The organism is Crocosphaera sp. Alani8, from assembly GCF_038442745.1.
Taxonomy (GTDB): domain Bacteria; phylum Cyanobacteriota; class Cyanobacteriia; order Cyanobacteriales; family Microcystaceae; genus Crocosphaera.
On the sequence record NZ_JARVCN010000216.1, the window covers coordinates 19,598 to 33,608 of the forward strand.

At 36.4% G+C, this 14,011-nt stretch carries 13 protein-coding genes; 6 read left to right on the forward strand and 7 right to left on the reverse strand.

Annotation, left to right across the window (positions count from 1 at the left end; translation table 11 throughout):
* Positions 1-58: 58 nt before the first annotated feature.
* The 3 genes from P9B04_RS13260 to P9B04_RS13270 all read right to left on the reverse strand — a co-directional run bounded on the left by P9B04_RS13260 (position 59) and on the right by P9B04_RS13270 (position 2,814).
* The gene (locus P9B04_RS13260; RefSeq protein WP_342055466.1) at positions 59-745 is read right to left on the reverse strand and encodes a hypothetical protein; all 687 of its coding nucleotides are present in this window, start codon (positions 743-745) and stop codon (positions 59-61) included.
* Positions 746-758: 13 nt separating this feature from the next.
* Positions 759-1,505, reverse strand: a complete 747-nt coding sequence (locus P9B04_RS13265; protein WP_342055467.1) for a Tic22 family protein — start codon at positions 1,503-1,505, stop codon at positions 759-761.
* A gap of 379 nt (positions 1,506-1,884) precedes the next feature.
* On the reverse strand, positions 1,885-2,814 hold the full coding sequence (locus P9B04_RS13270; protein ID WP_342055468.1) for a hypothetical protein: 930 nt from the start codon (positions 2,812-2,814) through the stop codon (positions 1,885-1,887).
* A 132-nt stretch (positions 2,815-2,946) separates the two neighbouring features.
* On the opposite strand from P9B04_RS13270, the gene P9B04_RS13275 reads away from it, so the two are divergent.
* Positions 2,947-3,357 carry a hypothetical protein gene (locus P9B04_RS13275; RefSeq protein ID WP_446718002.1) on the forward strand — a complete coding sequence of 137 codons (411 nt, stop codon included), beginning with the start codon at positions 2,947-2,949 and terminating at the stop codon, positions 3,355-3,357.
* A gap of 48 nt (positions 3,358-3,405) precedes the next feature.
* Here P9B04_RS13275 and P9B04_RS13280 read toward each other — a convergent pair whose 3' ends face one another.
* The 4 genes from P9B04_RS13280 to P9B04_RS13295 form a co-directional block, all read right to left on the reverse strand.
* Positions 3,406-3,696, reverse strand: coding sequence for a YggT family protein (locus tag P9B04_RS13280; RefSeq protein ID WP_342055470.1), 291 nt, complete (start codon positions 3,694-3,696; stop codon positions 3,406-3,408).
* 224 nt (positions 3,697-3,920) lie between these two features.
* Positions 3,921-5,522 carry a YcjF family protein gene (locus tag P9B04_RS13285; protein WP_342055471.1) on the reverse strand — a complete coding sequence of 534 codons (1,602 nt, stop codon included), beginning with the start codon at positions 5,520-5,522 and terminating at the stop codon, positions 3,921-3,923.
* A 60-nt stretch (positions 5,523-5,582) separates the two neighbouring features.
* Positions 5,583-7,268 (reverse strand): dihydroxy-acid dehydratase, encoded by a 1,686-nt coding sequence (gene ilvD, locus P9B04_RS13290; RefSeq protein WP_342055472.1) that lies wholly within the window; start codon positions 7,266-7,268, stop codon positions 5,583-5,585.
* 280 nt (positions 7,269-7,548) lie between these two features.
* Positions 7,549-8,268, reverse strand: a complete 720-nt coding sequence (locus P9B04_RS13295; protein WP_342055473.1) for a hypothetical protein — start codon at positions 8,266-8,268, stop codon at positions 7,549-7,551.
* A 239-nt stretch (positions 8,269-8,507) separates the two neighbouring features.
* Between P9B04_RS13295 and P9B04_RS13300 the strand changes: the two genes are divergently transcribed.
* The 5 genes from P9B04_RS13300 (at position 8,508) to P9B04_RS13320 (ending at position 13,910) form a co-directional block, all read left to right on the forward strand.
* Complete coding sequence (locus tag P9B04_RS13300; protein ID WP_342055474.1) at positions 8,508-9,050, forward strand: tetratricopeptide repeat protein; 543 nt, start codon at positions 8,508-8,510, stop codon at positions 9,048-9,050.
* Positions 9,051-9,846: 796 nt separating this feature from the next.
* Entirely contained in the window at positions 9,847-10,713 is an 867-nt protein-coding gene (gene bchL / locus P9B04_RS13305; RefSeq protein WP_342055475.1) for a ferredoxin:protochlorophyllide reductase (ATP-dependent) iron-sulfur ATP-binding protein, read from the forward strand.
* Positions 10,714-11,005: 292 nt separating this feature from the next.
* Complete coding sequence (locus P9B04_RS13310) at positions 11,006-12,406, forward strand: ferredoxin:protochlorophyllide reductase (ATP-dependent) subunit N (protein WP_342055476.1); 1,401 nt, start codon at positions 11,006-11,008, stop codon at positions 12,404-12,406.
* Positions 12,407-12,937: 531 nt separating this feature from the next.
* Complete coding sequence (locus P9B04_RS13315) at positions 12,938-13,318, forward strand: DUF1830 domain-containing protein (protein ID WP_342055477.1); 381 nt, start codon at positions 12,938-12,940, stop codon at positions 13,316-13,318.
* 154 nt (positions 13,319-13,472) lie between these two features.
* The gene (locus P9B04_RS13320; protein ID WP_342055478.1) at positions 13,473-13,910 is read left to right on the forward strand and encodes a DUF4079 domain-containing protein; all 438 of its coding nucleotides are present in this window, start codon (positions 13,473-13,475) and stop codon (positions 13,908-13,910) included.
* Positions 13,911-14,011 lie beyond the last annotated feature (101 nt).

Below are 14,011 nucleotides of genomic sequence, written 5' to 3' on the forward strand. Positions count from 1 at the left end.
AGATTTATTATAAAAAGTATATCAATTTCAGGACGGTACTTACAGTATTTGTCCTGGTTTACCAGTCATCTCCCCCGAAATCATCTCCTCCAAAATCATCTCCTCCAAAATCATCTCCTCCAAAATCATCCCCCCCAAAATCATCCCCTCCGAAATCACCATCATTAAAGTTATCATCTCCAAAGTCATCTTCAGAAAACTGATCAACACTTGCATCAATTTCGATCAAATCGATATCTTGAATACTGGAATCAAGCTCGTTAACATCACCAATATCAACATTAATATCCCCGAAATCGATATAATTAACGCTGTCATCGATATAAATGTTATCACCCCAACCATCCCAATCACTCCAACCACCCCATCCCCAACGAGGTGATAGAGAATTTCCTACTAATGTTCCAAAAACAAAACTCCCTAAACCAATGGCAATTTTTTCCCCTGTATTGTTTCTACTCCTTTGATAAATATTCTGATAAACTCTTCTAGATGACCTTCTTGTGTTTGATGATGGACGTTGTTGTGAAGACCTATTTCTGGGACGATAATTAGGATTAGGAGTACAAAGAATGTTGTTATTAGATACATTATTGGGAGAACCAAAGGCAAATTGATTATTACTCTTGCGATAACAATCGTATCTTTGTTGATTACCAGGATAACCCATAACTAATGGTGTAAATTGTCCTAATACTAAAAATGTAATTGATGTTGAAATCAATAATTTAGATGGCTTTTTCATGATAGTTTAAGGTTTATTGATTTAGTTGATTTGCTGTATTAATTTGCTCTGCGGAAGGCACTATCTGCATAATTTTGACAGTGTCATTGTTAGTTTTTACTATAGTCTCAACAAATTGACTCAAAGGTATGGTCTTAATTTTAATTGACGGGGACTCAGTAACTGAAGCTTGCTGTCTGTAGAGATTAATGTCTTCTTCTACTTGTTTTTTGGTCCAATAAAAAGGGATGTAGGGTTGATTATTATTATTTTGTAAAATCATATAGTCTTCTTTTTCACCAACCACAGCATAGAATAAAGGTACTCCAACTTTTTCGGGGTTGTCTAGGTTGACTCCTTCACCCCTTAATAGAGCAATGGCTGCCGGAATTTCCGACATAATAGGTACAATTTGAATGGGAGGTTCCTGGTTGTTATTTTCCTCTAGAAGCTCATAAATTTCTCTTAAACTAACAGGAATGACGCTAACATTATTGGTTAGTTGTGGATTTTTCTGGGTTAAGCGAGATAGGGTATTGATCGCATCTTGAGGGTTAATAAAAGCTAAAGCAAGTGATTGATTATTATTGGGATAATTGTTTTGCAATCTTAGCTCTAGAGGAACTGGGTTTCCTTCTCTATCAACGATAGTAAAGGTGGGTACATTATCTAATTTGTTAAGAACTTCTATTTTTGGTAACGCTTTACTAATAAGCGGTTGTAAGCAAATACTTCCTAAAATGACTGCACTAATCAGCTTGTGTTGTAGAGTTACAAACATTTTTATTGCTATATAGCAGTTCCCATACTTGTGAGGTACAGAAGTTATCTCTTTGAGGCAGAAGGCAGGGGGCAGGAGGCAGAAGTTAGGTGTACCTCATGAGTCCGAGAAACGCTATATATTGATGAATTATCATCTAATTATAACAACAACTTGATTCCTTGATTATTACAATGTAACAGGTCTTGAATTCTCTAGATTGCTGATTATGACTAACGCAGAAGTAGGGAAGTTTAAAGAAAAAATAGAAAAACAAACAACAATAGTCTTAATCAAAATTTAATGTGAGGAAACAATTAAAAGCTAACAAAATGTAAAAGTACTTGTCCTTCTAGAAGATATTATGATTTAAAAAATCAACTAATATAATATATTAAATCTAAGTTCTTTGTTGTTGTATTTCTTTAAAAATCAGTAAAACCATAGCGACAAGCAACGGTAAAAAATAATAAATAGCTCTATAGGCAATTAATCCCCCTAAAATATTAGCTTGAGGAATAGTATTAGGCAGGGAAAATAAAATTACTGTTTCAAAAACCCCTAATCCTCCAGGAACTGTACTCAGTAAACCAGCAGTTAATCCTAAAATATAAATACCAAAAAAACCAGGAAATGATATTATTCCTGATAAGGGAAGTAATAAATATAATACACCAGAAGCAACTCCCCAATCCATTGAAGCCAAGAAAATAGAAGTTAATGAAACATTAGTAGAAGGAAAATTAATAAGCTGAGAACCAATCTGAAAGGGTCTTTTTCTCAAATAACTAATAATCAAATAAATAGAAACCAAAACTAAAAAAATAAACCCTATGAAATAAGCAGATTTAAAAGGCAAATTTAAAACATCTGGTAAACTCAAGGGATAAATCAAAAAAACAACACCACTGACTCCTAATAATCGAAGCCAAAAATTAATGTTGATAAAAATCATTAATTGAGCAATCTTAACCTTAGAAATTCCCCAAATTCCATAAAAACGATAACGAATAGCTGTTCCTGATAACACCGCAAAACCCACTGTATTACCAATAGCATAGCTAATAAAAGCAGTGAGAATAATTTTAGAAGGTTTTAATCGTTCACTAATATAATGGAATCCCAAAAAATCGTAGCCTGTCATGATAAAATAGCCGAAACTCGTCAAAGCAATTACGCCAATTTTCCGAGTTGTGGTGAGTGCAGCTAAGTAGTGTAAAATGTCTAAAGGATTATGATCTTTAAATTCATGGCTAATAATTATAACAGAAACTGTTAATAAAAAGACAGCTAAAAGAATGGGTAAACACTGAATAGAACGGCGAACCATGAAAGAAATTTAGAACTTAAGATGACTGGTTTTGTTATTATAATAATTAAGAAACCCATATTATCTTTAGACCACAAGTTGAGGGAACCATTAATGTTGCAGTCTATAAAAAATTGTGCGATCGCTATAATAATGGGGTGTGTATTTTTCCTACTCACCAGCTTATGGAGTCCACTAGCACTTGCTTTAACCAATATTCAATTACTGGATGTATCTTATAAAGATTGTCCACCAGAATTAGCAGAAGGAAACGTTACCAGTGGAGGTTCAAGTCTTCCTGCTGATTGCTATATTATCACAGGAAAAGCGAAGAATCCTTCTGGAAAAACTGTTTACGATGCTGATGTTTTTGGACGCATTTTAGATGCTAATAACGAACCTGCTTTACAGAATAGAAGTCGTGTGGGTTCTATTGCAGAAGTTCCTCCAGGAACAAGTGATTTTGAGGTAAGAATTACGGTTCCTGCTAACCAACCAACTCCCTTAAAGTTAAAGAAGTTTAAAGCTTCTGGTTTTACCACAAAAGTAACCCCTATTTTTTAGAAAAGAATACCCCATCTACATTTAATAGATGGGGTTTTTCGTCATCATTTAGAATCCTGTCATGCTAGAATAGTAGAGACTATTGACTGCGCGAGAAACAAATTGTAAGGCAAAAATTGCTAAAATTGCAGAAAAATCGATCCCACCCAACGGGGGAATAACGGAGCGAAAAATGTTAAGATAAGGGTCGGTAATGGGACTTAAAAAAGACATGACACTTAAAGCCCATTCTGCACTTTGAAACCATGACAAAAGTATACGAACAAAGATTAATACCAAATAGATATTAAGAAATGCACTGAGTGTTTGAAAAATTAATTGAGTAATGGCACTATCCATAACGAACTATGTTCCTGATAAATAACCGGTCTATTCATTGATCTTATATCAAATTTAGATCAAATGTAACTCACCAAGGTTAATCTTAAGGAGATGACAGGTTGATAAAACTTTCCAACCTGAGTTGGATATAAGAAAAATTATCGAAAATATATCAAGTTCATGAGTCTCAAATACCTATTATATCGTCAAAAAAGACCTATACTCCTAACACCAAACTCAGGTTACCAATCATCCTCGTCATCTTCCAATACAGCTTTTTGTTGCAGTGGGGGGTGTTTGAGGGGTTTCGTGTCTTCTGTGTCTTCTTCCCAACTGTCTGATAAGGGTTGCACCACTTTAGTAATAGCATCTTTGACAAAAGCTTTGAGAAATTCGTCTTTGCGACTCAGTTGAAACTGCCTTTGTACTACCTCTGTAATTCCTCCGTCACCCCAGTCTTGATCCTGACGGAAATATTCCACAAAACTTTTACCAGCAATACGGGTTAAATAAGCTGCTGTTACCCCTTGAATTACTTTCCCTACTAAATAAGTTGCTATATTGAGTTGTAGGACTTTTCCTAACAAGTCAATCGCACCTTTTACTACTCCTAAACTGACTAAAGTTTTACCTAAAGATAGAGCTAATTCTTTACTACGTTCCCTATTTATTTCACAACCATAAACCTGTCCTATTTCCATTACCATTTGTGCGTTAACGGCGGCGGTTGCTAACATATCAACTACAGGTAAAGGTGTAACAGCAATTACCCCTGCACTAATCCATTGATAGCGGTCAATTATTTGCTCACTTTGCCGTTTTCTCTGACGATCAATAAGCTGCCTTGCTTCTTCTCCCAACCGTTGAGATTGCAGTAAAATATTATCAGCAATTAAGTCTTCTCCTTCTGCTCTAAGCACAGCCGCAAGTCTTTTGATTAGGGGAGTAATATTGGGTAAAGGTTGCACTATTTCCCCATTTTGTGAGGTTATTTTTTGAGGATTGGCAGTTAAAGAAATAACGTCTTTTTCGGGAATAATGGATGTTACTTTTTGTTTCAATTGGTCTATAATTTGATTTTCTTCTTCTTCTGTATAGAGATCAACTTTGTTAAAAACAAGTAGCGATCGCTTGCCCAAATCTACTAAAATTTGTAAGGGTTTATATTCAGATTGTCTTAGATCGTTATCAACCACAAATAATAATAAATCTGCTTCCGTTGCTAACTGTCTAGCTAAGGTTTCTCGTTCGCTTCCTTCCATCCCTGCTTCAAGAATACCAGGGGTATCTGTAATCAAAATTTCCCTAGATATTCCCTTTAATTTTAAACAATAAGTTTCCCCTATTTTTGTGGTTCCCATTGTTGCTTGAACTTCCCCGACAATCTCCCCCAATAAAGCGTTAACAAGGGAGGTTTTTCCAGCAGAACCTGTCCCAAAGATAACAACTTTTAATTCCCCCCTACTCAAATTATTGGCAATTTCTTGGGAACGATTTAATAAGGATTTTTGTGCAACTTTGTCTTGAATAGTGTCTAGTTGGCGACGAATTGCTTGTAAATTTTCTTGAGCAGCTTCGGTTTTTTGTTCGGGTAATTTTAAATGAGGACGACTTTTTTTGTAACGGCGAGAATCCTTAGATGAAAAAATATTAAAGTAATAAATAAATCCATAAATTAGCAATCCTAATAATCCCATAATCATAAAAATTAGAAAATTAGCTAATAGAGGAGAAGTAAAAGCAATTTGTATATAGAGTCGATAAATAGAGGTAATTAACCAAATGATTAATCCCAGAATTATACTTAAGCCAATAATTAGTATAATTAAGCGGTGAGTAGCCATAAAAAAAGCATTTGTTATTAATTATATCATCCTATCAGGTGGGCAAAGCCCACCTAAACTTTAACCTAAATTCAAGTCAGTAACTGCCCCTAAACTACTAGAAGAAACCAACTTGGCATATTTTGCTAATACTCCCCTTCTATAGCGAGGTTCTGGTGCTTTCCACTGGCTACGACGTTGGGCTAATTCTTCCTCAGAAACGTTGACTTGTAGTAACTTTTCTCTGGCATCAATAGTGATACTATCCCCTTCTTTTACTAACCCAATGGTTCCACCGACATAAGCTTCAGGGGCCACATGACCAACCACTAAACCATAGGTTCCTCCTGAGAAACGACCATCGGTAATTAAGCCCACAGAATCCCCTAAACCGGCTCCAATAATAGCAGAGGTTGGTGCTAACATTTCTCGCATTCCTGGCCCACCTTTGGGTCCTTCGTAACGCACAATAATAACATCGCCTGCGTTAATTTTTCCTGCCAAAATTGCTTCTAAGCACTCCTCTTCTGACTCAAATACTCTTGCTGGTCCTGTAATTATAGGATTCTTTACCCCACTAATTTTAGCAACAGAACCTTCCGTGGCTAAATTACCTTTTAAAATAGCTAAATGTCCTTCTTTATAAACAGGGTTATTCCAAGAACGAATAACATCTTGATCGTGAGGGGGTTCATCCGGCACATTGGTCAAAATTTCTGCTACAGTTTGACCAGAAATAGTCAACGCATCTCCGTGCAACAAACCATGATTTAATAACATTTTCATCACCTGGGGAATACCCCCTGCTTGATGCAGATTAACGGTAACATAGCGTCCCGATGGTTTCAAATCACATAATACGGGAACCCGTTGACGAATTGTCTCAAAATCGTCTAAAGTCAAATGAATATTCATGGTGTTAGCGATGGCTAAAAGGTGTAATACCGCGTTAGTGGAACCCCCCACAGCCATAATCACCGAAATAGCGTTTTCAAAAGCCTTTCGGGTCAAAATGTCCCTGGGCAAAATCTGGTTGCGAATGGCATTCACCAAGGCAAAAGCCGACTTTTCTGTGCTGTCTGCTTTTTCACTGTCTTCTGCAGCCATTGTTGAAGAATAAGGTAAACTCATACCCATTACTTCAAAAGCGGAAGACATGGTGTTTGCAGTAAACATTCCTCCACAAGACCCGGCACCGGGACAGGCGTTACGTTCGATAGCCGATAATGTGCTATCATCTATCTTACCTGCACTGTATTGACCTACCGCTTCAAAGGCACTAACCACCGTTAAATCTTCCCCGTTGTAGTGACCGGGTTTGATTGTTCCCCCATAGACGAATATGGCAGGTATATTCATCCTTGCCATAGCTATCATCGCTCCTGGCATATTTTTATCGCATCCACCGATGGCAATCACTCCGTCCATGCTTTGACCATTACAAACAGTTTCAATGGAATCAGCAATGACATCCCGTGACACTAGGGAATATTTCATGCCTTCTGTACCCATAGAAATACCATCGCTGATGGTAATGGTGCCGAACATTTGGGGCATACCCCCCGCACTTTTAATCCCTGCTTCAGCGCGTTTAGCTAAGTCATTAATCCCCATATTACAAGGGGTAATGGTACTAAATCCGTTAGCCACCCCAACGATAGGTTTAGTAAAATCTTCGTCTCCAAAACCTACAGCTCTCAACATAGCTCGGTTAGGGGTGCGTTGACTCCCTTCGGTGATGAGGCGACTCCTAGCATTATAAGACATTGTAGCGTTCTCCTTATGGCTGTGGCAATATTCTTATTGTCGTTGGTTCTTGTGCCTAAGAAAATGAAATGATAACAAAACTTTTACAATTGACTATGGTTGGGGTTTCATCATCAATCTCAAATGTTCCCACAATTTTTAGATTTCATAACAGAACAAAAAAACCTTACCTTGCAAACTGAATAATTAATTTAGGGAGCAGGGAGAAAGGATTTAAGCGTTTATCCTAAAATTATCAATAAGTGTTTTAAATGCACAACAGCTTAATTGTAGAGAAATACTAAATTGTCATATTTCTGTAAATCTGAATTAAATCAATATCGTTATTGGAATTTTTAGTATCTGTACTAATTTCTATTCTACATAAATATTCCATTAAACCTTTACACCAACCACGGCAGGACTGAGTATCTCCTGGTATATATTCCCATTCATCAGGTATATGAGGGTCATCATTATACCATCGAATAAAATCAAATAACTGTCGGTCTAATTCTTCATCTAACTGAGGATAAATACTTCTGACTAAATATAAAAAGTCTTTGGTCATTCCCAGTGTCCCATAATAATCCATTCCTGTTAAAGCAGCCCATAATCCTTGAGGAGAGTATACTAAAACTTTAGAAAAACTTTGATCGATAAGTTTTTCTGCTCGCATTTTAAGAAAATATATCTCTTCGGTTAAAAACTCATCAATCGGAATTTTAAAATTGAGTGGAGTGTTAGGGTCAACAACCTCAGAATAACCGACAAATGATAAGTAGATAAAATCATCTCCCATATGAGAAGAAGCATTTATGATAGCCTGTTGTAGCTCCATTGGTTGGATGTTATACCAACTAGAATCATCAAAATAATAATTTGAGATGACTTTTAAGTAATCAAACCTTTGAGAAATAAATCTATAATAGTGCTTTCCTATTTGCACAACTGTTGTTAATCCCCCATTAAACAGTGGAACAACTATTGAGTCAAATTCTTTTTGGGAGATTATTTCCATAATTAGTATTTATAAACTAAATCCTTTGGGAAGTCATTCATGTCCGGAATTTTAGAATTAAAGGATAGGGAGTAAAATTAAGCTTAGACTATAACTGATAAGTGATAACTGGTAACTGGTAACTCCTCGAAAGGAATAGCCTTAGTAAAAAAAGACTTAACACCGAACTCAGCTTAGTGACCTCTGAGAAATAGGATACACTGAAAGAACTTAAAGTTAACTATATACAAACCAATAATATGAATAAGTCTGTTCAGAAAATAATTGTTATTGTATCGGGTCTTGCTCTACTGGTAACTATGACTGCTGGAGGATTTTTCTCTAGACAAAACTCCTCTTCTCATTCCCAGGGTCATTCGGGAATGGATACTTCCCCCGAGGAAAGGTTAAAATCTATGGTAGAGGGATACGAGGCCGTTCTTCAAAGAGAACCAGATAACCCGACAGCTAAGCAGGGTTTAGAACAGGCACTCAGAGCTTTAATTGCTACACAAATACAAGCCCAAAATTTAGCTCAAGCTATTCCTCCTATGGAAAAATTAGTAACTTTAGTCCCTGATAATGAGGAATATCAACAAGTTCTCCAACAAATGAAGCAAGCTCAGGCTGCACCACCTCCTACCCAGTCAACTCCCACCGAGTCACAAGAAGTTAACCCAGAGTCTGAGGAACCTCTTCCCCTCATTATTCCAGAGGCTCAAGAAGAATCCAACCCTTTACTAAATCCTCAACAGAATTCTAACCCATTAATTCCTTCTCAAAGCAATCCTGATCCTAATTAATTTGTGATATGGGCTTACTAATGTTAAGCCCCTACTAAGCTATTAAGGAAGTGTAGTAGTTGAATATAATAACTAAGATTTGTTTGTTGATAAAATATTTTTCTTTTGTTTTTGGTTCATTTGCCTTCTACCTCGAAGCTAAAAAGTTCATAATCTATGCATAAGAAAACTGCTGTTAGTCCTCGTGGCTCCAGGGAGATAAATAGACAATATTGCCAGAAGTTGATGGAAAATAGGAGCAAAATGACAATTCAATTGCTCGTTTTGCTCACCTGATTATAATTACTTGTTGAGAATAAAGATCAGTTTATTCCCCTAAAAAAGAAATTGTAACTATTCTTTATAAAATTCTTTTTGACCTTCTTTTGAGTCTCTTTATTGTAGAGAAAATACCCATTTTTTGTTACATTACTTAATTTTAAGCTATTTTGTACTAGGATAATATTGCCATTATAAATCGCTGTAAAGCCTTTTTGATAGAGGTTTTAAGGATCTTGAATTCAAAAAATGCGATCGCTTAAATTGGCAAATTTTTATATTGTTCCTAATTATTAAAATACAGAACACAAAAACTAATTAAATTGCTTATAAAACTTTGAAAAGAATTCTATAACTATTTTTGCTATTTTTGCTTTAATATTCAGTATTTTTATTTTAAATACTAGTCAATCTATCCTTTACTCTCCTTGGAAATGTTAACCCGTTGCTCCATAATGCAATTAATGAAGTTGACAAACAGGCTGCGGTTATAACCCAGTCATAACAAGCATTATTTTCATCCCAGGAGACTAAACCATTGACTTTAACACTCGCAGTTTACGGAAAAGGTGGTATCGGAAAATCCACCACCAGTTGCAACATCTCTACAGCATTGGCTAAACGAGGTAAAAAGGTACTACAAATCGGTTGCGATCCCAAACACGATAGTACATTTACATTAACTGGGTTTCTCATTCCCACCATCATCGACACCTTACAAGAACAAGACTTTCACTACGAAAATATCTGGCCAGAAGACGTTATTTACAAAGGATATGCAGGGGTTGACTGCGTAGAAGCAGGTGGGCCTCCTGCCGGTGCAGGTTGTGGAGGTTACGTGGTAGGAGAAACAGTGAAACTGCTCAAGGAACTCAATGCGTTTGATGAGTACGATGTCATTTTATTTGACGTATTAGGGGACGTAGTTTGTGGTGGGTTTGCTGCACCTTTGAACTATGCTCAATATTGTTTAATTGTTACTGATAATGGGTTTGATGCGTTGTTTGCTGCTAACCGTATTGCCGCATCAGTAAGAGAAAAAGCGCGCACCCATCCTTTACGTTTAGCCGGATTAATTGGTAATCGTACTTCTAAGCGTGATTTAATTGATAAATATGTAGAAAGAGTTCCCATGCCGGTGCTAGAAATTCTGCCCTTAATTGAGGATATTAGGGTATCACGGGTTAAGGGACAAACCTTATTTGAAATGGCAGATAATGACCCTTCTCTTGAGTATGTTTGCAATTATTATTTAAACGTTGCTGATCAATTATTAGCTCTACCAGAAGGAGTTGTTCCTAATGATGCTCAAGACAGAGAATTATTTAGTTTACTGTCTGATTTCTATCTCAATCCTCAAGCCCCAAAAACTCAAGAAGAGGAGTTGGATTTGATGATAGTTTAATGAGTTATCATTGATCAGTTTTTCTGGAATTCAAAGGTACGAGTGATTTCTCATTATCTTAGGAATTATATCTGTAATAGAATCAAAAGTACAAGAGTTTTTAGAGCATTTTTCTGAACGGAACAAAGCTACTAGGAGCATACTTAAAGTTTTAGAAATAGATTATCTCGATTTGGATCAAAAACTGAGATAAAAAGCAGAAGAAAGAGCTAAAAAAACACAATCAAACTCTTCAAAAACCGAAGAAATGGAACGAATGAGACAACAATTAAGTCAAGGAGAATTTTAAATCATGACTGCACTACAAGAACCTACATCCTTACAATTTGACTGTGAAAGTGGCAATTATCATACCTTTTGCCCCATTAGTTGTGTCGCTTGGTTATATCAAAAAATAGAAGATAGTTTCTTCTTAGTGATTGGAACAAAAACCTGTGGTTACTTCCTACAAAATGCAATGGGGGTGATGATTTTTGCTGAACCCCGTTATGCGATGGCAGAATTAGAAGAAGGGGATATTTCTGCTCAGCTAAAAGATTACGAGGAACTAAAAAGATTGTGTTTGCAAATCAAGCGTGATCGCAACCCCAGTGTAATTGTTTGGATCGGTACTTGTACCACTGAAATTATTAAAATGGACTTAGAAGGATTAGCCCCTCAACTAGAGTCTGAAATCGGTATTCCTATTGTTACAGCAAGAGCAAATGGACTAGACTATGCCTTCACTCAAGGGGAAGATACCGTCTTAGCGGCCATGGCTCATAAATGTCCCAAAAATGTCAAGGTAGAAGCAGAAAAAGAAGAAAGAAATTCTATCCATAAACTATTAAACTTTGGCAGAAAAAAAGAAGATATTAAACAAGAAGAATCAGAATATCAAGAACATCCACCTTTAGTTTTATTTGGATCTTTACCAGATCCCGTTGTTACTAATTTAACCCTAGAATTGAAGAAGCAAGGTATAAAAATTGATGGTTGGTTACCTGCAAAAAGATATACAGAATTACCTGTGATCGATGAGGGTTATTTTGTTAGTGGTGTTAACCCATTTTTATCACGAACTGCTACTACTTTAATGCGTCGTCGTAAGTGTAAATTAATTGGGGCACCTTTCCCTATTGGTCCCGATGGTACTCGTGCTTGGATCGAAAAAATTTGTTCTGTTTTCAACATTAAACCCCAAGGTTTGGAAGAAAGAGAAGCAAAAATTTGGGAGAGTTTAGAAGACTATCTGAAACTGATTCGGGGTAAATCTGTTTTCTTCATGGGTGATAATTTATTAGAGATTTCTTTAGCCCGTTTCTTAATTCGCTGTGGTATGATTTGTCCTGAAATTGGTATTCCTTATATGGATAAGCGTTACCAAAAAGCTGAATTAGATTTTCTCGAAAAAACTTGCCAAGAAATGAATGTACCTGTGCCTAAAATTGTCGAGAAACCTGACAATTATAATCAAGTTCAACGCATTTATGAGTTACAACCTGACCTTGTTATTACAGGAATGGCCCACGCTAACCCATTAGAAGCAAGAGGAATAAATACGAAATGGTCTGTAGAATTTACCTTTGCACAAATTCATGGCTTTACCAATGCAAGAGATATATTAGAGTTAGCAACTCGTCCCTTGCGTCGTAACAATAACCTCAAAGAATTAGGATGGGAAAAATTAGTCAAAGAAGAAGCTAAAATCTAAATAGTAGGGTGGGTAATGCCCACCTACTTAACCCGAGTCTTAATTAAGATAGTACAATAGTATGATCAGTAAGTATAAGGAGAATAGACACGATTGGTTCAATTTCCTCCAGTACACTTGTGTTGACTAATTATTAATTTAGCCGAAGAGTTGACAGAATGTAATGTCTGATCGTAATTAAAAATGTTCTCTCTATCCCCTACCAGTTGAGTGATCCCCATTTTTGTAAAGTTATATTTCAACATTTAGACAACTGAGAGGTTGTAATATATCTTAACTTTTAAAAAGTTGTTGCTAAGCATCAAGTACAGAATATAGATTGCGATCGGCTGATAGTGGCTTGAATAGGGCTTTTTACTTAAGTTAGAATACCTGAGTATTGTTAGGTAAATTGTACTATAACACCGTAATAGTATGATCTAGTCTGTCTAGAAAAATATTGAATGTAATATTGATTACAGCTAACGGGGATCACTGAGTGCTAGGGTAAAGGGGAAATGAACAATCATAAAACAAGTTGCCTCAATTATTATGGCTCAGATCCTTGATCCAATTCCCACTGGGCAAAGAAACGTCTTACTTTGCTGCTATGTAAACGCGACCAATCAGATTCAAGTTGCTCGTATTACCAACATAGAAAATTGGTATTTTGAGCGAGTTGTTTTCCCAGGACAACGCCTTATATTTGAAGCTTTGGCCGAGGCACAACTAGAGATCCATACAGGAATGATGGCTAGTGCTATTATCTCAGATACCATTCCGTGTGAGCGTCTTTGTGTAAGGGATGGGAGTGATGACGAAATAGAGAAAGAATTTGTTTCTGTCACTGCTTCTACTGATAAAAAGCAAACCATACAAACAAGCGATAAAAACAATCATCCACTCTCCGATTTAAAAGCTGCATTAGTTTAGAAAGTCGAATAATGACAATTCATTCATGATTGAAAAGTTCTAGCTGAGATTGCCCCATTGGGGCTTTTTTTTTTGCTTTTTAGTGATCAGTTATCGGGTAAAATGTTGGAGGGTGAGGAAAAATAAAAAACTCAGAAAGAATTAACTACTAATTATGAATTTACCATCTTTTTTATGGCTATGGAAAATAGCTGCCTGGTCAATGGGTTTATCGCTATTTGCGTACTTATTACTAGGATTATCGGGGGGATGGATGTTTTATGGTAGAAATACTCGAGATTCTTCTCCTTTATGGTTACGCCCTGTCCACTACATTATTGGGGCGATTATGGTAGTCTTAGTGTTACTATTACTGGTGATTGGATTGGTGGGAACATTGGGACACTACGGCAGTTTAGGTCATTCCTCTCATTTAATCGCTGGATTCTTAACCGTTTTTTTGGTACTAATTTCTGCTGTGGCAGCAACGCAAATTAGCCGAGAAAAACCTAGAATGCGATGGTTGCACATTGGAACCAACATCCTACTATTGATTGGCTTTGTTTTTGTCAGTTTAAGTGGTTGGGGTGTCGTCCAAAAGTATTTACCCTAACCTGAGTTCGATATGAGAGCATTTGTCGAAAATATTTTAAGTTCAAGACCTGGCGTGGGGACAAAAAATGCTACAAGCTAGATTTAATCAGGGATATAGCC

Excerpts from the sequence above, each read along its gene's own strand:
- P9B04_RS13260 (WP_342055466.1), bottom strand. The coding sequence starts at position 745 with ATGAAAAAGCCATCTAAATTATTGATTTCAACATCAATTACATTTTTA.
- P9B04_RS13285 (WP_342055471.1), bottom strand. The coding sequence starts at position 5,522 with ATGGCTACTCACCGCTTAATTATACTAATTATTGGCTTAAGTATAATT.
- P9B04_RS13270 (WP_342055468.1), bottom strand. The coding sequence starts at position 2,814 with ATGGTTCGCCGTTCTATTCAGTGTTTACCCATTCTTTTAGCTGTCTTT.
- P9B04_RS13320 (WP_342055478.1), top strand. The coding sequence starts at position 13,473 with ATGAATTTACCATCTTTTTTATGGCTATGGAAAATAGCTGCCTGGTCA.
- P9B04_RS13275 (WP_446718002.1), top strand. The coding sequence starts at position 2,947 with ATGGGGTGTGTATTTTTCCTACTCACCAGCTTATGGAGTCCACTAGCA.
- P9B04_RS13295 (WP_342055473.1), bottom strand. The coding sequence starts at position 8,268 with ATGGAAATAATCTCCCAAAAAGAATTTGACTCAATAGTTGTTCCACTG.
- ilvD (WP_342055472.1), bottom strand. The coding sequence starts at position 7,268 with ATGTCTTATAATGCTAGGAGTCGCCTCATCACCGAAGGGAGTCAACGC.
- P9B04_RS13280 (WP_342055470.1), bottom strand. The coding sequence starts at position 3,696 with ATGGATAGTGCCATTACTCAATTAATTTTTCAAACACTCAGTGCATTT.
- P9B04_RS13300 (WP_342055474.1), top strand. The coding sequence starts at position 8,508 with ATGAATAAGTCTGTTCAGAAAATAATTGTTATTGTATCGGGTCTTGCT.
- P9B04_RS13265 (WP_342055467.1), bottom strand. The coding sequence starts at position 1,505 with ATGTTTGTAACTCTACAACACAAGCTGATTAGTGCAGTCATTTTAGGA.
- P9B04_RS13315 (WP_342055477.1), top strand. The coding sequence starts at position 12,938 with ATGGCTCAGATCCTTGATCCAATTCCCACTGGGCAAAGAAACGTCTTA.
- P9B04_RS13310 (WP_342055476.1), top strand. The coding sequence starts at position 11,006 with ATGACTGCACTACAAGAACCTACATCCTTACAATTTGACTGTGAAAGT.